The 20,884-nt window shown below is 60.4% G+C and carries 17 protein-coding genes; 14 read left to right on the top strand and 3 right to left on the bottom strand.

All coding sequences use genetic code 11. The features are described 5' to 3' along the window. Positions 1 to 1,142 (bottom strand): galactonate dehydratase (gene dgoD, locus AC1DNW_RS01695; protein ID WP_477851781.1); only part of this gene is annotated, 1,142 nt, incomplete at its 3' end. A 70-nt stretch (positions 1,143 to 1,212) separates the two neighbouring features. Further along, positions 1,213 to 1,953, bottom strand: a complete 741-nt coding sequence (locus AC1DNW_RS01690) for a FadR/GntR family transcriptional regulator (RefSeq protein ID WP_113310397.1) — start codon at positions 1,951 to 1,953, stop codon at positions 1,213 to 1,215. Positions 1,954 to 2,144: 191 nt separating this feature from the next. On the opposite strand from AC1DNW_RS01690, the gene AC1DNW_RS01685 reads away from it, so the two are divergent. The 5 genes from AC1DNW_RS01685 (at position 2,145) to AC1DNW_RS01665 (ending at position 9,756) form a co-directional block, all read left to right on the top strand. Beyond that, positions 2,145 to 2,576 carry an OsmC family protein gene (locus AC1DNW_RS01685; protein ID WP_113295937.1) on the top strand — a complete coding sequence of 144 codons (432 nt, stop codon included), beginning with the start codon at positions 2,145 to 2,147 and terminating at the stop codon, positions 2,574 to 2,576. 148 nt (positions 2,577 to 2,724) lie between these two features. Further along, positions 2,725 to 3,333 (top strand): TetR/AcrR family transcriptional regulator, encoded by a 609-nt coding sequence (locus AC1DNW_RS01680; RefSeq protein ID WP_113295938.1) that lies wholly within the window; start codon positions 2,725 to 2,727, stop codon positions 3,331 to 3,333. Between the two features lie 49 nt (positions 3,334 to 3,382). Next, entirely contained in the window at positions 3,383 to 4,522 is a 1,140-nt protein-coding gene (locus tag AC1DNW_RS01675) for an efflux RND transporter periplasmic adaptor subunit (protein ID WP_113310396.1), read from the top strand. A gap of 26 nt (positions 4,523 to 4,548) precedes the next feature. Beyond that, positions 4,549 to 7,695, top strand: coding sequence for an efflux RND transporter permease subunit (locus AC1DNW_RS01670; protein ID WP_113310395.1), 3,147 nt, complete (start codon positions 4,549 to 4,551; stop codon positions 7,693 to 7,695). A gap of 147 nt (positions 7,696 to 7,842) precedes the next feature. Next, positions 7,843 to 9,756, top strand: coding sequence for a beta-N-acetylhexosaminidase (locus AC1DNW_RS01665; protein WP_113310413.1), 1,914 nt, complete (start codon positions 7,843 to 7,845; stop codon positions 9,754 to 9,756). A 59-nt stretch (positions 9,757 to 9,815) separates the two neighbouring features. Here the strand turns inward: AC1DNW_RS01665 and AC1DNW_RS01660 are convergent, their stop codons facing one another. Then, positions 9,816 to 10,727, bottom strand: coding sequence for an ROK family protein (locus AC1DNW_RS01660; protein ID WP_113295941.1), 912 nt, complete (start codon positions 10,725 to 10,727; stop codon positions 9,816 to 9,818). 186 nt (positions 10,728 to 10,913) lie between these two features. Here AC1DNW_RS01660 and AC1DNW_RS01655 point away from each other — a divergent pair, with 186 nt between their 5' ends. The 9 genes from AC1DNW_RS01655 to AC1DNW_RS01615 all read left to right on the top strand — a co-directional run bounded on the left by AC1DNW_RS01655 (position 10,914) and on the right by AC1DNW_RS01615 (position 20,884). Continuing rightward, the gene (locus AC1DNW_RS01655) at positions 10,914 to 11,570 is read left to right on the top strand and encodes an exopolysaccharide biosynthesis protein (protein WP_113310394.1); all 657 of its coding nucleotides are present in this window, start codon (positions 10,914 to 10,916) and stop codon (positions 11,568 to 11,570) included. Positions 11,571 to 11,668: 98 nt separating this feature from the next. Then, the gene (locus tag AC1DNW_RS01650) at positions 11,669 to 12,622 is read left to right on the top strand and encodes a sugar-binding transcriptional regulator (RefSeq protein WP_113310393.1); all 954 of its coding nucleotides are present in this window, start codon (positions 11,669 to 11,671) and stop codon (positions 12,620 to 12,622) included. 146 nt (positions 12,623 to 12,768) lie between these two features. Then, positions 12,769 to 14,079 carry an ABC transporter substrate-binding protein gene (locus AC1DNW_RS01645; protein WP_113310392.1) on the top strand — a complete coding sequence of 437 codons (1,311 nt, stop codon included), beginning with the start codon at positions 12,769 to 12,771 and terminating at the stop codon, positions 14,077 to 14,079. Positions 14,080 to 14,211: 132 nt separating this feature from the next. Then, positions 14,212 to 15,084 carry a carbohydrate ABC transporter permease gene (locus AC1DNW_RS01640; protein WP_037103313.1) on the top strand — a complete coding sequence of 291 codons (873 nt, stop codon included), beginning with the start codon at positions 14,212 to 14,214 and terminating at the stop codon, positions 15,082 to 15,084. Position 15,085: 1 nt separating this feature from the next. After that, positions 15,086 to 15,916 (top strand): carbohydrate ABC transporter permease, encoded by an 831-nt coding sequence (locus AC1DNW_RS01635; protein WP_113295945.1) that lies wholly within the window; start codon positions 15,086 to 15,088, stop codon positions 15,914 to 15,916. A gap of 18 nt (positions 15,917 to 15,934) precedes the next feature. Then, a complete protein-coding gene (locus tag AC1DNW_RS01630; RefSeq protein WP_113295946.1) occupies positions 15,935 to 16,933 on the top strand; it encodes an ABC transporter ATP-binding protein in 999 nt (332 codons plus the stop codon). 105 nt (positions 16,934 to 17,038) lie between these two features. Beyond that, positions 17,039 to 18,520, top strand: coding sequence for a mannitol dehydrogenase family protein (locus AC1DNW_RS01625; protein WP_113310391.1), 1,482 nt, complete (start codon positions 17,039 to 17,041; stop codon positions 18,518 to 18,520). Between the two features lie 91 nt (positions 18,521 to 18,611). Then, entirely contained in the window at positions 18,612 to 19,301 is a 690-nt protein-coding gene (locus AC1DNW_RS01620; protein ID WP_113295948.1) for an HAD family hydrolase, read from the top strand. Next, entirely contained in the window at positions 19,301 to 20,884 is a 1,584-nt protein-coding gene (locus AC1DNW_RS01615) for an FGGY-family carbohydrate kinase (protein ID WP_113310390.1), read from the top strand. The genes AC1DNW_RS01620 and AC1DNW_RS01615 overlap by 1 nt, the downstream gene beginning before the upstream one ends.

Raw genomic sequence — 20,884 nt, 5'->3', positions numbered from 1 at the left:
TCGGCGAAGCTGCCGTCTTCGTGGCGCCAGATCGGGTTGCGCCAGCGATGGCCTTCCTTGGCGCGCTCGATGACATAGGCTTCGTCCACTTCGACACCGAGGCCGGGGCCTTGCGGAATGGAGACGAAACCGTCGGCATACTGGAAGACTTCCTTGTTGGAGATGTAGTCGAGGATGTCGTTGCCCTTGTTATAGTGGATGCCGAGGCTCTGTTCCTGAATGAAGGCATTGTAGGAGACGGCGTCGACCTGCAGGCAGGCGGCAAGCGCGATCGGACCGAGCGGGCAATGCGGCGCGACTGCGACGTCATAGGCTTCGGCCATCGCGGCGATCTTGCGGCATTCGGTGATGCCGCCGGCATGCGACAGGTCCGGCTGGATGATATCGACATAGCCGTCCGAGAGAACCGACTTGAAGTCCCAGCGCGAGTAGAGCCTTTCGCCGAGCGCGATCGGCGTCGAGCAATGGTTGGCGATTTCCTTCAGCGTCTCGCGGTGCTCGGAGAGAACAGGTTCCTCGATGAACATCAGCTTGTAGGGCTCGAGCTCCTTGGCGAGCACCTTGGCCATCGGCTTGTGCACACGGCCGTGGAAATCGACGCCGATGCCGACATGCGGGCCGATCGCCTCGCGGATGGTGGCGATGGTCTCGACCGCCTTGTCGATCTTCTCGTTGGTATCGACGATCTGCATTTCCTCGCAGCCGTTGAGCTTGATCGCCTTGAAGCCGCGGGCCACAACGTCCTTGGCGTTGCGGGCGACGTCGGAGGGGCGGTCGCCGCCGATCCAGGAGTAGACCTTGATGCGGTCGCGCACCTGGCCGCCGAGCAGCGAGTGGATCGGCTGGCCGAGCGCCTTGCCCTTGATGTCCCAGAGCGCCTGGTCGATGCCTGATATCGCCGACATGTGGATAGCGCCGCCGCGATAGAAGCCGCCGCGATACATGACTGTCCAGTGGTCTTCGATCAGGAAGGGATCCTTGCCGACAAGGTAATCGGCGAGTTCGTGGACGGCGGCCTCGACGGTCAGTGCGCGGCCTTCGACAACCGGTTCGCCCCAGCCGACGATGCCCTCATCGGTTTCGATCTTCAGAAACAGCCAGCGCGGCGGGACGATATAGGTGGTCAGTTTGGTGATCTTCATGGAAATCGTGCTTTCGTTTCGCTTCGTGTTCCCATCGGCGAGCGCAGCCACCGATATTTTCTGAGTTCGGTTATTTCGTCCTGCCGGCCGCGGTGAGGTCGCGTTTGGCGAGGTCGAGAATTCGGTTGACGCAATCGCGCGCCTCTGTCGCGTCGCGCAAGCGCAGGGCCTCCACGACCTTGCCATGAAGGGCAATCGCTTCCCGGTGATCCGGCATGGCGAGGTTCGACGCGTGAAGCGCGAATTTCAGGGCGGCATGGATGGCGCCGGAGAGGCGATGGAAGACCTGGTTATGGCTCGCCTTGAGAAGCACGGTATGAAAGAGGAGATCCGCCTCGGTGAAGGCCTCAGGATCGTCGCTTGCCGATTGCATGCGCTGCCAGGCTTCCTCAAGATCGGCGATCTCCTGGGCGCTCGCACGGCTTGCGGCATATTCGGCCGCTGCCGGCTCGATCGTGCGGCGCGCCTCCAGGATACTCGCCAGCAGGTCGAAGTCGCCGAGATGAGGCCCCATCCACTCCAGCACATCCTGATCGAGGATGTTCCATTCGTCCTTGTCGCAGACGGTGGTGCCGATGCGCGGCTTGCCGCGTACAAGCCCCTTGGATTCCAGGACTTTCAGAGATTCTCGGATGACGGTGCGGCTGACGCCATGGAGGTCGCAAAGGTCGTTTTCGCGCGGCAGCAGCGTACCGGCGGGGTACCGGTTGGCGCAGATATCCTCGGCAATCGCCGCCGTCACGTTACGGCGGACGCGCGGCCGGCGCTCGGGCGCTGCGGTTTTCTCATCGCGTCTTGCTGCGGGCTGCATCGGAAGGTTCCTCGTGGCCACGTCTTTTAAAGCAATCATCATACACAAGCAATCTTCTTGTATGATGATTGGCATTCAATCTGATGTCGTCTTCCGCGGATAGAGGACTATATTGCCGGTCGGAAGGGCAGAACGTCCTTCGCGGTGGAGCGGCGCAACGCTTCGAAAATCAGTTGAAACAGGAGGACGGCATGCAGATCAATCGCACAGGTTCGGCTCAGTGGTCGGGCGGTCTCAAGGACGGCAAGGGTCAGATCTCGACCCAGAGCGGTGCGCTGAGCAATTACCCCTATGGCTTCGCAAGCCGTTTCGAAGGCATTGCCGGCACAAACCCGGAAGAGCTTATCGGCGCTGCCCATGCAGGCTGCTTCACCATGGCCCTGTCGCTGATCCTCGGCGAAGCCGGCCTCAAGGCCGACCACATGGAAACATCTGCCAAGGTGACGCTTGAAAGCGTAGAGGGCGGTTTTGCCATCACCGCCATCCATCTGTCGCTGACCGGCAGCATTCCTGGCGCCGACCAGGCAAAGTTCGAAGAGCTCGCCAACATGGCCAAGGCCGGTTGCCCGGTGTCCAAGGCGCTTTCGGCCGTTCCGATCACGCTCGACGTCAAGCTCGCCTGATCCTTCCAGCGTTTTCCAATCGAATGCCGCAGCCTTCCGGGCTGCGGCATTTTTGTTTGCAGCGCAAAATCATTGACAAGCGAATGATGATATTTTACGACTGATGAAAGTTAAAATTCGTCAGTCGTAAAAAGTCAGGCCTGAAACCATGATCGACATCGCGGAAACCACGCTGGACGTCACACGGCAGGAAAATGTCACCCGTATTCTGGATGCCGCAGAGCGGCTCTTTCGCCACTACGGCTATTCCAAGACGACGGTTGCGGATGTGGCCCGCGATCTCGGCATGTCGCCCGCCAATATCTATCGCTTCTTTGCTTCCAAGGTTGAGATCCACCAGGCGATCTGTGGACGCATGTTGGCCGCCAGCTACGAGCTTGCAGTCAATATCTGCCACCAGAACATCGGCGCTTCCGACCGGCTGCGCCAGTATGTGCGCAGCCAGTACCAGATGACGCTCGACACCATGCTCGACCAACAGAAGGTGCATGAGATGGTGATCGTTGCGATCGAACGCGACTGGCATGTCATCGAGAAGCACATCGACTCCATTCACGCACTGATTGCCGACGTCATCCGGGATGGCATCGCTGCCGGTGAATTCGCCGACCAGGACCCCGAGGTAGCCTCCCGCTGCTTCGGGGCGGCGACCATCAATCTCTGCCATCCGCAGATGGTGGCCCAATGTCTTGCCAAGACAAACCGGGCGGCCGTGGACGAACTGATCGAATTTTCGATCAGGGCATTGAAAAAATAAACGCGGCAAAAACCGTCAAGAAAACCCGAAACGATCAGGAGTGCGAAAGATGTTTTCGCTCAAGGCCTTCAGCAATCGCATGCCGTCCGTCATGAGCCTCGCGCTCCTTGGCGCGGTCGGTCTTGGCGTCGCAGGCTGCACGGAAGAAAAGGCAGAGGTCAGGCAAGTCATCCGGCCGGTCAAGGTGGTCGAGATCGCCAAGGCCGGCGATACCCGCACGCTCGACTATTCCGGATCGGTAAGGGCGCGCACCGAAATGAATCTCGGCTTCCGCGTCGCCGGCAAGATTACCGAGCGTCTCGTCGATATCGGTCAGCAGGTGAAGCCGGGTGACGTTCTCGCCCGGATCGACTCGACCGACTACCAGCTTGCGGTGAAGACTGCAGACGCCAATCTCGCCGCCGCCGAGAAGGCCGTCGAGACGGCCGACATCGCCAACCGCCGCGCCGAGCAGCTCTTCGACAAGAACGTCGCGCCGAAATCCCAGGTCGAACAGGCTTCGCTCAGCCATGACCAGGCGATTTCGAGTCGCGATGCTGCAGCGTCCGCGCTCGACCAGGCGAAGAACCAGGTGAGCTATACGGAACTCAAGGCGGACCATAGCGGTATCGTGACGACCATCAATGCCGATGTCGGACAGGTCGTCGGATCTGGCACGCCCGTCGTTGCCGTTGCCGTCGATGGCGAGAAGGAAGTGCAGATCGCCGTGCCGGAAAACGATATCGCCCAGTTCAAGCCCGGCAAGACCGTGAAGGCGAGCTTCTGGTCTGATGACAAGCTTGTACATGAGGGCACCGTTCGTGAGGTCGCGGGTAGCGCCGACCAGCAGTCTCGTACCTTCGCTGTGCGTGTCAGCCTGCCGAACGATCCGCGTGTGCTACTCGGCATGACCGCGACGATCGAAGCCGATGTCAGCAATACGAACACCTATGTTTCCATCCCGCTCAGCGCGCTGGCGCAGAAGGACGGCAGGAAGGTCGTCTGGACCGTCGATCGCGGAACGGCGACCGTGCACTCCCGCGGCATCGAAGTCGCCGATTTCACCGGCGACGGGGTTCGTGTCGCAAAGGGGCTCGATAGCGGCGATCTCGTCGTGGCCGCCGGTACGCAATTCATGAGCGAAAATCTGAAGGTCAAACTTCCCGATCAGCAATCGGCTGCCGCCGAAACGGACGCAACCGTCCGCTGAACGGCTGATAGAGAGGGAACAGGATCATGGATGCCAACACCACTGAAAAGCGCCCCTTCAATCTTTCGCGCTGGGCGATCGGCCATCCGAGCATCGCGCGCTTCCTTTTCGGGCTGATCCTGATCACCGGCGTGCTCGGCCTAACGCGCATGGGCCAGAAGGAAGATCCGGACTTCACTTTCCGCGTCATGGTCGTCCAGGCGATTTGGCCGGGCGCTTCCCTTCAGGACATGGAAGACCAGGTCACCAACAAGATCGAGCGAAAGCTGCAGGAAACGCCGCATCTCGACTGGGTGAAGTCCTATACGCGTGCCGGCAGCACGATCATCACTGTACAGGTAAAGGGTGATACGGATTCCGCCCAGGTCGCCGATGCCTTCTACCAGGTGCGCAAGAAGGTCGGCGATATCAGCGGCGACCTGCCGCAGGGGTTGCTCGGCCCGTATTTCAACGACGAATTCGGCGATACTTTCATCACGCTGCATTCGATCAGCGGCGACGGCTATTCCTATCCTGAGCTGAAAAAGTACGCGATCCAGGCGCGTGACATGCTGCTGACGACGCCGGGTGTCGAAAAGGCCGTCATCATCGGCGACCAGCCGGAGAAGATCTATATCGACGTCTCCTCCAAGGCGCTCGCCGAGCGCGGCCTGACGATCCCTGACCTGCAGAACGCCATCAAGGGCCAGAATGCCGTCGATCCGGCCGGCAACGTCGATACCGGCTTGCGTTCGGTGCGCATTTCGGTTGAAGGCAACGTCCATAAGGTCGAGGATATCCGTGAACTCCGCCTGCGCTCCGGCAATCAGGTGACGCGCCTTGGCGATATCGCCACCGTCACCTCCGGCCTCGAAGACCCCTATCAGCGCAAATACCGCTATAACGGGCATGAGAGCGTGCAGGTCGGCGTCGTCATGGCCAGGGGCTTCAAGGTCACTGACGTCGGCAAGGACGTGGACGCGACCTACAAGCGGTTCGAGGATTCGCTGCCCTATGGCGTCTCTGTCGACCAGATCTCCAACCAGCCTGACGTCGTGACCGATGCGGTCAGCGAATTCATGCATGCGCTCGGCGAGGCTCTCGCCATCGTGCTCATCGTCTCGTTCCTGTCGATCGGCTGGCGTTCGGGTCTTGTCATCGCCATTGCCATTCCGCTGGTGTTGGCCGCGACCTTCGCCATCATGTACGAGCTTGGTATCGACCTGCAGCGCATTTCGCTCGGCGCACTCATCATCGCGCTCGGCCTGCTTGTGGACGATGCAATGATCGTCGTCGAATTGATGGAGCGAAAGCTCGAGGAAGGTCTCGTCAAGATCGACGCGGCGAGCTTCGCCTATTCCTCGACCGCTTTCCCGATGCTAACGGGTACGCTGATCACCACGGCCGGCTTCATTCCCGTCGGCTTTGCGGCATCGACGGCAGGCGAATATGTGCGCTCGCTCTTCTATGTCGTCGGCATCGCGCTGGTGACTTCCTGGTTCGTGGCTGTCTATTTCACGCCGTGGCTCGGCTACATGATCCTCAAGCAGCGCAAGCATGCCGGTGAACATCACGACGTGTTCGACACCCGCTTCTATCGCGGCCTGCGTCGCACGGTCGGCTGGGCGGTGCGCCATCGGGTCATCGTGCTTGCGCTGACGCTTGCCACTTTCGTCACCAGCCTGTGGAGCTTCCAGTTCATTCCGCAGAACTTCTTCCCGCAGTCCTCCCGTCCGGAAATCCTCGTCGATCTCTGGCTGCCCGAAGGCACGAGCATCAAGCAGGTGGAAGTCGAGGCCAAGGCGCTGGAAGCCAAGATGATGGACGATCCGGACAAGAAGTTCATCGCCACCTATATCGGCGAAGGCGCGCCCCGCTTCTTCCTGCCGCTCGACCAGCAGCTTAGCAACCCGAACTATGCGCAGCTCCTGATCATGGCCAATGACGAACCGGCGCGCGAGCGGCTGATCACCAAGCTCCGGACAATCCTCGCGGAAGATTTCCCCGACATCCGCGGCAAGGTCGACCGCCTCTTCCTCGGCCCGCCGACGGGCTGGCCGGTGCAGATGCGTGTCATGGGTCCCGATCGTACCGAAGTGCGCAGGATTGCCGACCAGGTGAAGGAACGCTTTACGAAAGATCCGATACTCGGCGCTGTCCACGACGACTGGCTGGAGCCGGTGCCGGCGATGAAGCTGGTCATCGACCAGGACCGTGCCCGCGCGCTCGGCGTCACCTCGCAGCGTGTCCGCCAGATGCTGCAGACCGCCATGTCCGGTGCGCCGCTCGACGACTTCCGCGACGGCGAGGAGACGGTCTCGATCGTCGCTCGCGAGCCGGATGCGAACCGTTCGCTGCTCTCGGCCGTCAATTCGGTCTATGTGCCGACGGATTTCGGCGGCTTCGTTCCTGTCTCGCAGATCGCCAAGGTCGTGCCATCAATGGAACAGGGCATCGAATGGCGGCGCGACCGCCTGCCGACGATATCGGTACGTGCGACCCTGCCTGACGATATCCAGTCGAACGACGTGGTGACCAAGCTCTATAACGACATGCAGGATCTGCGCGACAGCCTGCCTGCCGGCTACAACATCGAGATCCAGGGCGGCGCGGAGGATTCGGCCGAAAGCCAGGCGTCGATTGCCGCCAAGGCGCCGATCATGCTCGTCGTCATCATGATCCTGCTGATGGCCCAGCTGCAGCATTTCGGCAAGGCGATGCTGGTCTTTGCCACCGGCCCGCTCGGCATTATCGGCGCGGCCTCTGCCCTGCTGATCAGCGGCGCACCCTTCGGCTTCGTGGCCATCCTCGGTGTCATCGCGCTACTCGGTATCATCATCCGCAACTCGATTATCCTCGTCGACCAGATCGACCAGAACATCAAGGCGGGCATGCACAGGCATGAGGCGATCATCAGCGCGGCCGTGAACCGTTTCCGGCCGATCACGCTGACGGCGCTGACGGCCGTGCTGGCGCTGATCCCGATTTCGCGCGGTGTCTTCTGGGGTCCGCTTGCTTACGCCATGATGGGCGGCATCCTGGTCGCCACCGTTCTGACCATCCTCGTGCTGCCGGCCGGCTATGCCTTGTTCTTCGGCCGCGAGCCAAAGGCGAAGGATGCAGGAAATGCCAATGCCAACCAGGAAGAGGCGGATGAGGACATGCACCATCCGCCGGCATTGGCAGCCGAATGACAAAATGGCGCGGTTTCGACCGCGCCATTTTTGTTTCAGCCCGTCTTTCGTGCCTTCAAATTGTCAAGCCGTGAAAGCATGTGAGGAGAGGGTGACGCTAAACGGGAGTAAAGATCGCCCTATATAAGTTGGGGGGAGGACATGACTGTGGCAGATTACCATCTGGAAGCAAGCTGGAGCCCGGTCGAAGGAAGCTTTGGACGCCTCACCTTCACGCTCTTCAATCTTTCCACTCAACCGCTTTCCGGCTTTACGCTTGCCTATACCTCGCTTATCCGCGTGGCAGACAAGCATGTGGCCGAGGACGCCACACTCAAGCGCCGGGTTGCGAATTTCCATGAGTTTTCGCCGCCGTCGGGCCTCACCATCAAGCCGGGACGCAGCTGGCACTTCACCGTGGAAGGCCTGACGAACGGCCCGAAGCACGTGACGTCGGGTATCAAATCCGCCTATCTCACGCTTGCCGATGGCCGGCATGCGCCCGTCAGCTTCGGCGATCTGATGCTTGACGGTGCGGAGCGCGGTGAATTGCCGGAGCTTTTGCCGAAGGGCGAGGTGACGGAGCCCTTTTCGCTGCTGCCATGGCCGTTGTTCCTGTCGTTGCGACCGGACGATATGCCGCCCGTTGCGCTTTATCCGGCAGCTGGCTCGAGCGTCAAGAATATCAAGGCCGTGGCGAAGGTGCTCGCTCTTTACCAGCGGCTCTTCCCGGCGGACAACGTGCCTTTCACGCTGCAGCCGGTTCAGGGGGGGCGGCAGGTCCGCTTCAAGGGAGAATCCTCAATCATGGAGGCGGCCTATGAGCTACGGTTCACGGCACAGGAGATCATTCTTGGTACCGACGATGCGGCCGGGCTGCTCTACGGGCTGATCAGTCTTGCGCAACTGCTGCATGGCGCGCGCCACGATCCGGAAACCTTCCAGTTTCCTGTCTTCGGCACTATCGCCGATCAGCCCCGCTACGAATGGCGCGGCTGTCATCTCGATGTCAGCCGGCAGTTCTATCCGGTTGCGGATGTCGAACGGCTGATCGATATCCTTGCCTGGAACAAGCTCAATATTTTCCACTGGCATCTGACCGACGATGAAGCCTGGCGGCTGGAGATCAAGGCCTATCCTGGGCTTACGGAGATCGGCGCAAAGCGTGGGCCTGGCGAGGTTCTGGTGCCGCAGCTCGGCGACGGCGCAGAGCCGCGATCAGGATTTTATAGCCAGGATGATGTCCGCCGGATCGTTGCCCATGCAGGCATGTTGCGCGTCGAAGTCGTGCCGGAGATCGATATACCCGGTCATAGCACTGCAGCACTTCTCTCCCTGCCGCAGCTCGTCGACGGGCAGGAGAAACCGAACGGCTACCAGTCGGTGCAGGGTTATCCCAACAATGCGCTCAATCCTGCGGTCGAATTCACTTACGAATTCCTCGGCAAGGTGTTCGATGAAATGCTTCCGCTTTTTCCGTCCGACTATATCCATATCGGCGGGGATGAGGTGCCACACGGTTCCTGGCTGGCCTCCCCTGCCTGCACGGCCCTGATGGAGCGGGAGAAGCTTGCGGGCACAGCCGAGCTGCAGTCTTATTTCCTGCGGCGGATCAAGGCGATGCTTTCGGAGCGCGGCAAGAAGCTTGCCGGCTGGAACGAGGTTTCGCATGGCGGCGGCGTCGATCGCGAGGGCACGCTGCTGATGGCCTGGGAAAAGCCGGAGGTCGGCATCGAACTGGCGAGCGAAGGCTACGATATCGTCATGACGCCGGGGCAGGCCTATTATCTCGATATGGCACAGGCAGAAAGTTGGGGAGAGCCGGGTGCTAGCTGGGCCGGCTTCACGCCACCGGAAAAGACCTATGCCTATGAGGCCGAAGGCGAATTGCCGGAAGAGCTAAGAGGCCGGATGCGGGGCATCCAGGCCTGCATCTGGGGCGAGAATTTCGTCTCGCGCGCCTATTTCAACCGGCTGGTTTTCCCGCGGCTGCCGGCCGTCGCGGAAGCAGCCTGGACGCCTTGCCTGCGCAAGGACTGGCTGCGCTTTGCCGCGATCGTCCGGATGTGGCCGACGCTTTAGAGCTCTGCTTTCCCGCCATTCCGGACGCAAAACCGCTGCGCACTTTAGCTGGAATTGCTTTAGGCCGCTTCAGCCTTCAGGCCCAGAAGTGCCGCGCCGATCAGACCCGGCTCGATACGGCATTCGCTGCGCACGACCAGCGGACGATCGAATTTCCGCAGGATGCGGGCGCGCACCGCTTGATCCAATTCCGCCAGAAGCGCTTCGACATTCGAGAGGCCTCCGCCAACTGGCACGATGGTTGCGCCTGTGATGTTGATGGCGAGCGCGAGCGGCGAAGCGACGAGATCGACATAGACGTCGATCGTGCGATTGGCCTTTTCTTCGCCGTTGCGCCAGTCGGTGATGATCTCCTCGCTGGAAAGGTCCAGGTCGTGCAGCGTCTGGTGCAGGCGTTCGAGACCGCGCGCGCCACCGACGGTATCGACGCAGCCCTTCTGGCCGCAGCCGCAGGCATAGGCGGGGATGGCGACCGGCGGAGTGCCGGCTTGCGATGCGATGATCGGGCCGTGCCCCCATTCGCCGGCAAAACCGCCCGATTCATTGATGAGCCGACCATCGGAGACGACACCGCCGCCGACGCCGGTGCCGAGGATGGCGCCGAAGACAATGCGGTGGCCTCGCCCGGCACCGAGTTCGGCTTCCGCCATGGCGAAACAATCGGCATCGTTGGCAACCAGCACGGGCAGGCCGAGTTCGGCCTCCAGATCGGCGGCAAGGTTGCGGTCGTGAATGCAGGGAATGTTGGCGACGATCAGGCGCTGTGTATCGGGATCGACGACGCCGGCAATCGACAGCGCAATGCGCGAGGGTTGTTCGCCCGCCTCGGCTATGAAGCTCTTCAGCGTCTCGACGAAAGCCGGAAAATCATCCTTAGGGGTCGGGCGCCGGCCAAGCGGCACGATGTCGGATTCCGAACGCGCAATTCCGCCCTTGATGGCGGAGCCACCGATATCGAATGAAATAATCATCGCATGCCTGCCAATTGTCTGTTCTTGGCGTCTGCTCGCACTGTTGGCGGGGAATTACAAGGATTATTCGATAAATGAACTAAGCTCGATCGATTGCATGATCTGATAATTTCCTCCGCCAAGGTCATCCTATTGGCATATTGCGCGAGCAGAGCTTTCCGCTATTCACCTACCGACGCCGGATTCATGACAATCGAAAATACCGAAACGCACAGAACCACCGCCCGCAGGCCGCGTCCGAAAGGCCGGCGGCTTTCCTCCATCCTTCGACAGATGGCGGCGGATCGAAGCCGCGAACGCGTGTCGATCGGCGACCTGTTCCAGACAATGGGTGATAGGGCGATCGGCGCACTGATGCTGATCTTCGCATTGCCGAATGCCTTTCCGACACCGCCCGGCACCTCCTCGCTGCTTGGCGCACCGCTGATTTTCCTTGCCGCCCAGCTCACCTTCGGCCTGAAGCCGTGGCTGCCGAAGGCGATTGCGGCGCGCTCCATGCGGCGGGAGGATTTCGAGACGATCGTCGGGCGCATTCATCCCTGGCTTGCCCGGGCGGAGCGTATGCTGCAGCCACGTCTGAGCATTTTTGTCGAGCCGCCGGCGGAATATCTGGCGGGCTTCTGCTGTCTGGTGCTGGCGATCGTTCTCGTGCTGCCGGTGCCGCTCGGCAATATCCTGCCGGCGATCGCGATTTCCGTCTTTGCCTTTGCGATTCTCGGCCGGGACGGGCTGTTTTCGCTTCTCGGTTTCATCATGACGGCCGTCTCGCTCATCGTTGCTGCCGGGGTGATTTACGGTCTCGTCAAGGCAGCCATCTACATCGTCATGCAGTGGTTCGGATGAAGAACCGGCTGCTCATTTTTTCAACGCCCTCGACATTTGCCCGATTTTTGTTTTGATCTGACACCAGATAGACTCAAAGAAATTAATCGGCGGCGGCAATGGTAAAAAAATCGGAGACTTCCGGACGGCTGGACGATGCGGCGCGCGCCGGCTGGCTCTATTATGTCGCCGGCCGCACGCAGGATGAAATCGCATCCGCCATGGGTATTTCGCGCCAGTCGGCGCAGCGGCTCGTTTCGCTTGCCGTGGCCGAGCGGCTGATCAAGGTGCGGCTCGACCATCCGATTGCCGCCTGCCTCGAACTCGGCAATCAGCTGCGCAAGAAATTCGGCCTCAAGCATGTCGAGATCGTTCCGAGCGATCCAGGCTCCTCATCGACGACGGTGGGTATTGCGGAGGCGGCGGCTTCCGAAATCGAGCGCTGGCTGAAACGTCCGGACCCGATCGTGCTCGCAGTCGGCACCGGGCGGACGCTGAAGGCTGCCGTCGACCAGTTGCCGGCGATCGAATGTCCCAATCACCGCATCGTCTCGCTGACGGGCAATATCGCGCCCGACGGTTCGGCCGCCTATTACAACGTCATCTTCAGCATGGCCGATGCCGTGAAGGCGCGGCACTACCCGATGCCGCTGCCGGTTCTCGTCACCTCGTCAGAGGAACGGGAGCTTCTGCACGGCCAGCAGCTCGTGCGCTCGACGCTGGCGATCAGCGCACAGGCGGATGTGACCTTCGTCGGTATCGGCGAACTCGGCATCGACGGCCCGCTCTGCGTCGACGGTTTCCTCGAAAAAGACGAGATGATGGAGCTGATGCGCGGCGGTGCTGTGGGTGAAATCTGCGGTTGGATTTTCGATGCCGACGGCAAGCTGCTCGACAACCCGATCAACGAGCGTGTTGCGTCCGCTCCTATCCCGCCGCGCGATTCGTCTGTCGTCATCGGTATCGCCAAGGGCAAGCGTAAGTTCAAGGCGATCAGGGCCGCCATCACAGGCCATCAGGTGAACGGTTTGATCACCGACGAGGAGACGGCTGAGTTTTTGCTCAGCAGCTGAGCAAAAATATTACCGTTTTGAATCAATAGGATAGATGTTTTGTTCGGCACTGCAGCAACGATTGCCGATTGACAAATTTTCCCCGCTGATGAGTAATTGCCCATGAGCAAAGCGAATGCTCACTACTCATCTTCTGGGAGGAAGATATGACATTGAGAACTCTCCTGCTGGGCGCCTGCTCAGCAATGGCGTTTGCCGGCATGGCTTCGGCTGAAACGCTGACAATCGCGACCGTGAACAACGGCGACATGATCCGGATGCAGAAGCTGACGGATGATTTCAAGGCGAAGAATCCCGGCATCGACCTTGAATGGGTAACCCTCGAAGAAAACGTTCTGCGCCAGAAGGTCACGACCGACATCGCGACCAAGGGCGGCCAGTACGACGTCCTGACGATCGGCACCTATGAAGTTCCGATCTGGGCGAAGAAAGGCTGGCTCCTGCCGCTCGACAACCTCGGCGCCAACTATGACGTGGACGATCTGCTGCCGGCAATCCGCAGCGGCATCAGCCAGGACGGCAAGCTCTATGCAGCTCCGTTCTACGGCGAAAGCTCCATGGTCATGTACCGCAAGGATCTCTTCGATGCTGCCGGCCTGAAGATGCCCGACGCGCCGACCTGGGACTTCATCGCAGACGCTGCGAAGAAGATCACCAACAAGGACAAGGAAATCTACGGCATCTGCCTGCGCGGCAAGGCCGGCTGGGGCGAAAACATGGCCTTCCTGACGGCTATGTCGAACTCCTTCGGTGCCCGCTGGTTCGATGAACAGTGGAAGCCGCAGTTCGATCAGCCCGAGTGGAAGGATACACTCAGCTTCTACGTCAACCTGATGAAGGATGCCGGCCCTCCCGGTGCTTCTTCCAACGGCTTCAACGAAAACCTGGCGCTCTTCCAGACCGGCAAGTGCGGCATGTGGATCGATGCAACGGTTGCTGCATCCTTCGTTGCCGATCCGAAGCAGTCGCAGGTTGCTGACAAGGTCGGCTTTGCGCTGGCCCCGGACAAGGGCCTCGGCAAGCGCGGCAACTGGCTCTGGGCCTGGAACCTCGCCATCCCGGCAGGCTCGCAGAAGTCCGAAGCCGCCGAGAAGTTCATCTCCTGGGCAACGAGCAAGGATTACACCAACCTCGTCGCCGAGAAGGAAGGCTGGCTGAACGCACCTCCGGGCACGCGCAGTTCGCTCTATGCCAATGCCGACTACCAGAAGGCCGCTTCCTTCGCGAAGATGACGCTCGACAGCATCAACTCCGCCGATCCGACCAAGCCGACTGTCAAGCCGGTTCCCTATGTCGGCGTCCAGTTCGTGGCGATCCCGGAATTCCAGGGCATCGGCACGGCCGTCGGCCAGCAGTTCTCCGCAGCCCTTGCCGGCCAGATCTCGGTCGACCAAGCCCTGCAGAGTGCACAGCAGCTGACCACCCGCGAAATGACCAAGGCGGGCTACATCAAGTAATACCTCCTGAGAATGTACGGAATGTTTGACATTCCGCACCTCTGGGCCGCCGATTGCCCGAACTGCATCGGCGGCCTCTTTTTCAGAGCTGTCCTCAGCCACATCCGCTTCAGATCAGACCGGTGATTTGCCATGGCAACGTTTCACACTCGCTCCGCAGCACGCCTGATGATTGCACCCTCCGTGGTGCTGCTCTTTGCGTGGATGATCGTCCCGCTCGCGATGACGATTTACTTCTCCCTGCTTAACTACAATCTGCTCAACCCGGGCATGGAGAGTTTCGTCGGTCTCTTAAACTACGAATACTTCCTTACCGACCCGGCCTTTTTCGCCGCGCTCATCAATACGCTGGTGCTGGTTGCCGGTGTGCTTGTCATCACCGTTGTCGGCGGCATTCTCTTTGCACTCCTGCTCGATCAGCCGATTTACGGCCAGGGCATTGTACGCATCCTGGTCATTGCGCCCTTCTTCGTCATGCCGACAGTGGCCGCGCTCGTCTGGAAAAACATGTTCATGAACCCGGTCAACGGTCTCTTCGCCTACATGGCGAAGGCTGTCGGCCTGCAGCCGATCGACTGGCTGGCCAGCGTGCCGCTTTTCTCGGTCATCCTGATCGTTGCCTGGCAGTGGCTTCCCTTTGCCACGCTCATCATGCTCACCGCGCTTCAATCGCTTGACGAAGAGCAGAAGGAAGCCTCCGAGATGGACGGCGCCGGGCCGATTTCGAAGTTCATCTACATCATCCTGCCGCATATGGCCCGTGCCATTACCGTGGTAATCCTGATCCAGACGATCTTCCTGCTGTCGGTCTTCGCCGAAATCCTGGTCACCACCAACGGCGGCCCGGGCACGCAGAGCACCAACCTCACCTTTCTCGTCTATTCCCAGGCGCTGCTGCAGTTCGATATCGGCGGGGCTTCGGCGGGCGGTATCGTGGCGGTCGTGCTTGCCAATATCGTTGCGATCTTCCTCGTCCGCCTCGTCGGCAAGAATCTGGAGGCTTGAGATGGCTAGAAAGGTCACCACCCAACGCAAGGTCATCATGACCGCGATCGCCTGGTCGCTCGGCATCCTGATCTTCTTCCCGATCCTCTGGACCTTCCTCACAAGCTTCAAGTCGGAGGCGGATGCCATCGCTTCGCCGCCGCAGTTCCTGTTCTTCCACTGGACGACCGAGAACTATGCTGAAGTGCAGAGCCGGTCCGACTATCTTACCCACTTCATGAATTCGGTGGTGATCTCCTTCGGCTCGACGCTGATCGGCCTCATCATCGCCATCCCGGCCGCCTGGGCCATGGCCTTTGCGCCGACCAAGCGGACGAAGGATGTGCTGATGTGGATGCTGTCGACCAAAATGATGCCGCCGGTCGGCGCTCTCATCCCGATATACCTGTTATTCCGCAATTTCGGCCTGCTCGATACACGCACCGGGCTTGTGATCGTGCTGACGCTGATCAACCTGCCGATCATCGTCTGGATGCTCTATACCTACTTCAAGGAAATCCCCGGCGAAATCCTGGAAGCCGCACGCATGGACGGAGCCTCGCTCGTCAAGGAAATCGTCTACGTGCTGACGCCGATGGCCGTGCCGGGCATTGCCTCGACCCTGCTGCTCAATATCATCCTCGCCTGGAACGAAGCCTTCTGGACGCTGAACCTGACGGCCTCCAAGGCGGCGCCGCTGACAGCCTTCATCGCTTCCTATTCGAGCCCGGAAGGCCTGTTCTATGCCAAGCTTTCGGCGGCTTCGACCATGGCGATCGCGCCGATCCTCATCCTCGGCTGGTTCAGCCAGAAACAACTCGTCCGCGGCCTGACCTTCGGCGCGGTGAAATAAGATCATAGGGAGAGAAACATGGGCAGCATTACCCTTCAAAAGGTTTCGAAGGTCTTCGGCGAAGCCAAGGTCATCCCTTCGATCGATCTCGACATCAGGGACGGCGAATTCGTCGTCTTCGTCGGTCCCTCCGGCTGCGGCAAGTCCACCTTGCTGCGCCTGATCGCTGGGCTCGAGGATGTCTCTGGCGGCAAGATCGTCATCGACGGCAAGGACGCGACCGAGAAGGCGCCGTCCGAACGCGGTCTGGCGATGGTCTTCCAGTCCTATGCGCTCTATCCGCATATGAGCGTGCGCAACAACATCGCCTTCCCGCTGAAGATGGCGGGCATGGACAAGGCCGAGATCGACCGCAAGGTGACCGATGCGGCGCGCGTGCTGAACCTCGGCGACTATCTGGATCGCAAGCCGCGCCAGCTCTCGGGCGGCCAGCGCCAACGCGTCGCGATCGGCCGCGCCATCGTGCGCCAGCCGTCGGCCTTCCTCTTCGACGAGCCACTGTCGAACCTCGATGCGGCGCTGCGCGTCAACATGCGTATCGAAATCAGCGAGCTGCACCAGCAGCTGAAAACGACGATGGTCTACGTTACCCACGACCAGGTGGAAGCCATGACCATGGCCGACAAGATCGTGGTTCTGAATAGGGGCAATATCGAGCAGGTCGGCTCGCCGCTGGAGCTCTATCGCAGCCCGCGAAACCTCTTCGTCGCCGGCTTCATCGGCTCACCTAAAATGAATTTCATCAAAGGGCAGAATGCGGCGCAGCTCAATGCGCACACAATCGGTATCCGTCCCGAACACGTGCTGCTGTCGACCGAAAGCGGTGACTGGAAGGGCAGGGTCACGGTTGCCGAGCATCTGGGCTCCGACACATTCCTGCACGTCGATGTCGAGGGTATCGGCATGGCGACGGCGCGCAGCAATGGCGACTTTGCAGCCAAAGCCGGCGATATCGTCTACCTGACGCCGGACAAGACGCGTATCCATAAATTCAACGAGGGCGGCCTCGCCATCTGAGGCTGCTACCGGCTGGGGGCAGACATGCGGATCGGGCGATTTCGTCCGGACCGCGCTACCGGGAGGGCGGAAGTCCTTTCGCAAGACCTTCAAGAGGACTGAAACATGACGTGCAAATTATCGCTGGCAACGCTCGCCGAGGCGGCAAAGACCGCGGCCATTCCGGCTTACGACCGGGCGTCGCTGAAAGCCGGCATCGTGCACTTCGGCGTCGGTAATTTCCATCGCGCCCATCAGGCGATCTATCTCGACGATCTCTTCAATGCCGGTAGCGACCATCACTGGGCCATCATCGGGGCCGGCGTTCTGCCTTCGGATGCTGCTATGCGCGACAAGCTCGCTGCTCAGGATTTCCTGACGACCGTCGTCGAGCAGGACAACAATAGGACGGCCGCACGCGTGACCGGGCCGATGATCGATATCCTGCCGGTCGGTGAACCCGCTGTTATCATCGCCAAGCTCGCCGATCCAACTATTCGCATCGTCTCGATGACGATCACCGAAGGCGGCTATTTCATCGATGCCTCGGGCAAGTTCAATCCGGCGCACCCGGCGATTGCCGCTGATGGCCAGAACCCGGCGACGCCGAAGACGGTCTTCGGTCTGATCGTTGCCGGCCTGAAGGTGCGCAAGGACAAGGGCATCGAGCCCTTCACCGTCATGTCCTGCGACAACATTCCCCACAACGGCGTCGTGACTGCCAACGCCGTCGTCGGCACGGCGAAGCTCTCCGATCCAGCCTTTGCCGACTGGATCAAGGCCAATGTCTCCTTCCCGAACGGCATGGTGGACCGTATCACGCCGGCGACCAGCCAACGCGAGATCGATTTTCTCAAGGATAATTTCGATATCGAGGATAACTGGCCGGTCTATTGCGAAGAGTTCAAGCAGTGGGTGCTGGAAGACAAGTTTCCGATGGGCCGCCCGGCGCTCGAAAAGGTGGGCGTCACCTTCGTGCCAGATGTCACGCCTTATGAGCACATGAAGATCCGCATCCTCAACGGCGGCCATGCGGCGATCGCCTATCCTGCCGCGCTGATGGACATTCATTTCGTGCATGAGGCGATGGAAAACGACCTGATCCGCGCCTTCCTCGCCAAGCTCGAGAATGACGAAATCATTCCGATCATACCGCCGGTACCGGATACGTCGCTGCAGGATTATTTCAAGCTGATCGAGCGTCGCTTCCTCAATCCCAAGATCGCCGATACGATCCCGCGGCTGGCGCAGGACGGCTCCAACCGTCAGCCGAAATTCATCCTGCCGTCGACCCTCGACAATCTGCGCCAGGGCAAGGATGTCGTAGGCCTCGCGCTCGTCTCGGCGCTCTGGTGCCGTTACTTCGCCGGCACGAGCGACAGCGGCAAGGAGATCGTCTTCAACGATGCCAGCGCCGAGCGTCTGCATGAGGCGGCGGTAAAGGCAAAGGATGATCCGGCAGCCTTCCTCGCCTTCGACGATATTTTCGGCGAAGCAGCGAAATCAGACGTTTTCCGCAAACGTTTCGCCCATGCGCTCAAAACCTTGTGGGAAAAGGGCACGAAGGAAACCCTCCAGCTCTATCTCGACGGCAAGCTCGCGGTGTAAGGAATCTCGATGGCGGCGTTTCTGCCGCCATCCCGGCCTTGCGGACAAGGCAGGACCGTTGCGTCCGAACTGAACTCAGGTTGGGTCTTCCATGGCTGATGCTGAACCACGGCTGATCATCTTCGATTGCGACGGCGTGCTCGTCGATAGCGAGCCGATTTCGATCAGCGTTCTCGTCAAGGCGATGGCCGATCTCGGGGTGACGATCACCGAGGATGAAGCCTATGAGCGCTTCCTCGGCCGCAGCCTCGCAACCCTCATCGACATATTGGAGACCGAGTTCAACGTGCATGCGGGCGAGGAATTCCTCGAAGGCATCCGCATCAATCTTTATGCCCGCTTCCGCACGGAACTGAAACCTATTCCCGGTATCGGTGATGCGATCGATGCGCTCGGCGTTCCCTGCTGCGTTGCCTCGTCCAGCCAGGTCGAGCGGATCAGACTTTCGCTTTCGGTTACCGGGCTCCTGCCCAAACTGCCGAATATCTTCAGCGCCAGCATGGTCAAACGCGGCAAGCCGGCTCCCGATCTCTTCCTTTACGCAGCCAGCAAGATGCAAGTCGAGCCGCGCGACTGCATCGTCATCGAGGATAGTCCGGCGGGCATTGCCGCAGCAAAAGCAGCGGGCATGACGGTCTTTGCCTTTACCGGCGGCTCGCATGCCAACTTCGCCGGATATCGGGAAGAACTCGACCGTCTTTCGCCCGAAGCGGTGTTTGACGCCATGCCGGAATTGATACACCTTGTCCGCAAACAAAAGCCGGACGGGACTCAGCATTGATGCGTGATCATTTGGTTGCGGTGGATATCGGCACGGGCAGCGCACGCGCCGGTGTCTTTGACACGCGTGGCCACCTGCTTGCCAAGGCCGAACATCCGATCATCATGAATCGACCGCGCGAGAACCATGCCGAGCATGATTCCGAGGATATCTGGGCGGCCATCTGCATTGCGGTGCGCGCAGCGATGGGTCGGTCCGGTATTGAGGCGGCTGCTGTTGGCGCGATCGGCTTCGATGCCACCTGTTCGCTTGTGGTGCGCGATACCGAAGGCAGACAGATCAGCGTTTCCACCGGCGGCGAGACACGTTTCGACACGATCGTCTGGCTCGATCACCGGGCGCTGAAGGAAGCTGATTTCTGTACGGCGACGAAGCATGAGGTGCTCGAACATTCCGGCAATGTCATGTCGCCGGAAATGGAAATGCCGAAGCTGATGTGGCTCAAGAATAAGCTGCCGGCGACCTGGGCGAAGGCCGGCTATTTCTTTGATCTCGCCGACTTCCTGACCTGGAAGGCGACCGGTTCGCTGGCCCGGTCCCGCTGCACGCTGACAGCCAAGTGGAACTATCTTGCCCATAAGGAAAAAGGCTGGCGGCAGGATTTCCTGCAGCGGATCGGTCTCGAGGATCTACTGGCGCGTGGCCACCTGCCGGATGAGACGGTGGCAGTCGGCAAGAGCATCGGTAAGCTGACGCCCCAGGCTGCCGAAGCCTTGGGCCTGACCACCGATTGCCATGTCTCGGCCGGAATGATCGATGCCTATGCCGGTGCGCTCGGCACGCTCAGCGGCCATGCAGGCGATCCGGCGAAACTCGAACATCAGCTTGCGCTGATTGCCGGGACGTCGAGCTGCGTCGTCGCTTTTTCCCCCGAGCGAAAGCCGAGCCAGGGAATGTGGGGGCCTTACTACGAGGCGGTGTTTCCGCAATCATGGCTCGTCGAGGCCGGCCAATCGGCAGCCGGTGCGCTGCTCGATCATATCGTGCGCATGCATGCGGCCGGTGGTGAGCCGACCGCGGCGCTGCATCAGCGAATTGTTGCCCGCATCGCTGAACTTAGAATCCAGGAAGGTGACGCCTTCGGCGCACGCATTTTCGTCCTTCCTGATTTTCATGGCAACCGGTCGCCACTTGCCGATCCGCACGCTGTCGGCGTCGTCAGCGGGCTGACGCTCGATACGTCCTTCGACGGGCTCTGCGCGCTCTATTGGCGGACCGCGGTCGGGATTGCACTCGGCATCCGCCACATCCTCGAAAAGATGAAAGATCACGGCTACGTGCCGGATACGCTGCATGTGGCCGGCGGGCATGTGAAGAACCCCGTTCTGATGGAGCTCTATTCGGATGTGACGGGCTGCAAGGTCATCGTGCCTGACATGAACGAAGCGGTACTGCTCGGTACAGCGATCGCTGCATCAGTTGCCTGCGGCTTACACAGGGATTTGGCGGCGGCGGGCAAGGCGATGTATCCGGGCGGGACGGAGCGGCTTCCCGACAGGAACAAGCAGGCGGTTTACGACCGCGATTATCGCCGCTTCCTTGCCATGTATCGTCATCGGGCAGAGCTGGAAGCCTTGGGATAG

This window comes from Rhizobium sp. 05L429 (genome assembly GCF_056397645.1).
Note: the sequence above shows the minus strand (reverse complement) of the source record. Positions and strands in the feature narration are given on the sequence as shown.

Bases quoted from the DNA above. Each gene is read 5' to 3' on its own strand.
- AC1DNW_RS01690 (WP_113310397.1), bottom strand. From the start codon at position 1,953: ATGCAGCCCGCAGCAAGACGCGATGAGAAAACCGCAGCGCCCGAGCGC.
- AC1DNW_RS01685 (WP_113295937.1), top strand. From the start codon at position 2,145: ATGCAGATCAATCGCACAGGTTCGGCTCAGTGGTCGGGCGGTCTCAAG.
- AC1DNW_RS01680 (WP_113295938.1), top strand. From the start codon at position 2,725: ATGATCGACATCGCGGAAACCACGCTGGACGTCACACGGCAGGAAAAT.
- AC1DNW_RS01675 (WP_113310396.1), top strand. From the start codon at position 3,383: ATGTTTTCGCTCAAGGCCTTCAGCAATCGCATGCCGTCCGTCATGAGC.
- AC1DNW_RS01670 (WP_113310395.1), top strand. From the start codon at position 4,549: ATGGATGCCAACACCACTGAAAAGCGCCCCTTCAATCTTTCGCGCTGG.
- AC1DNW_RS01660 (WP_113295941.1), bottom strand. From the start codon at position 10,727: ATGATTATTTCATTCGATATCGGTGGCTCCGCCATCAAGGGCGGAATT.
- AC1DNW_RS01655 (WP_113310394.1), top strand. From the start codon at position 10,914: ATGACAATCGAAAATACCGAAACGCACAGAACCACCGCCCGCAGGCCG.
- AC1DNW_RS01650 (WP_113310393.1), top strand. From the start codon at position 11,669: ATGGTAAAAAAATCGGAGACTTCCGGACGGCTGGACGATGCGGCGCGC.
- AC1DNW_RS01645 (WP_113310392.1), top strand. From the start codon at position 12,769: ATGACATTGAGAACTCTCCTGCTGGGCGCCTGCTCAGCAATGGCGTTT.
- AC1DNW_RS01640 (WP_037103313.1), top strand. From the start codon at position 14,212: ATGGCAACGTTTCACACTCGCTCCGCAGCACGCCTGATGATTGCACCC.
- AC1DNW_RS01635 (WP_113295945.1), top strand. From the start codon at position 15,086: ATGGCTAGAAAGGTCACCACCCAACGCAAGGTCATCATGACCGCGATC.
- AC1DNW_RS01630 (WP_113295946.1), top strand. From the start codon at position 15,935: ATGGGCAGCATTACCCTTCAAAAGGTTTCGAAGGTCTTCGGCGAAGCC.
- AC1DNW_RS01625 (WP_113310391.1), top strand. From the start codon at position 17,039: ATGACGTGCAAATTATCGCTGGCAACGCTCGCCGAGGCGGCAAAGACC.
- AC1DNW_RS01620 (WP_113295948.1), top strand. From the start codon at position 18,612: ATGGCTGATGCTGAACCACGGCTGATCATCTTCGATTGCGACGGCGTG.
- AC1DNW_RS01615 (WP_113310390.1), top strand. From the start codon at position 19,301: ATGCGTGATCATTTGGTTGCGGTGGATATCGGCACGGGCAGCGCACGC.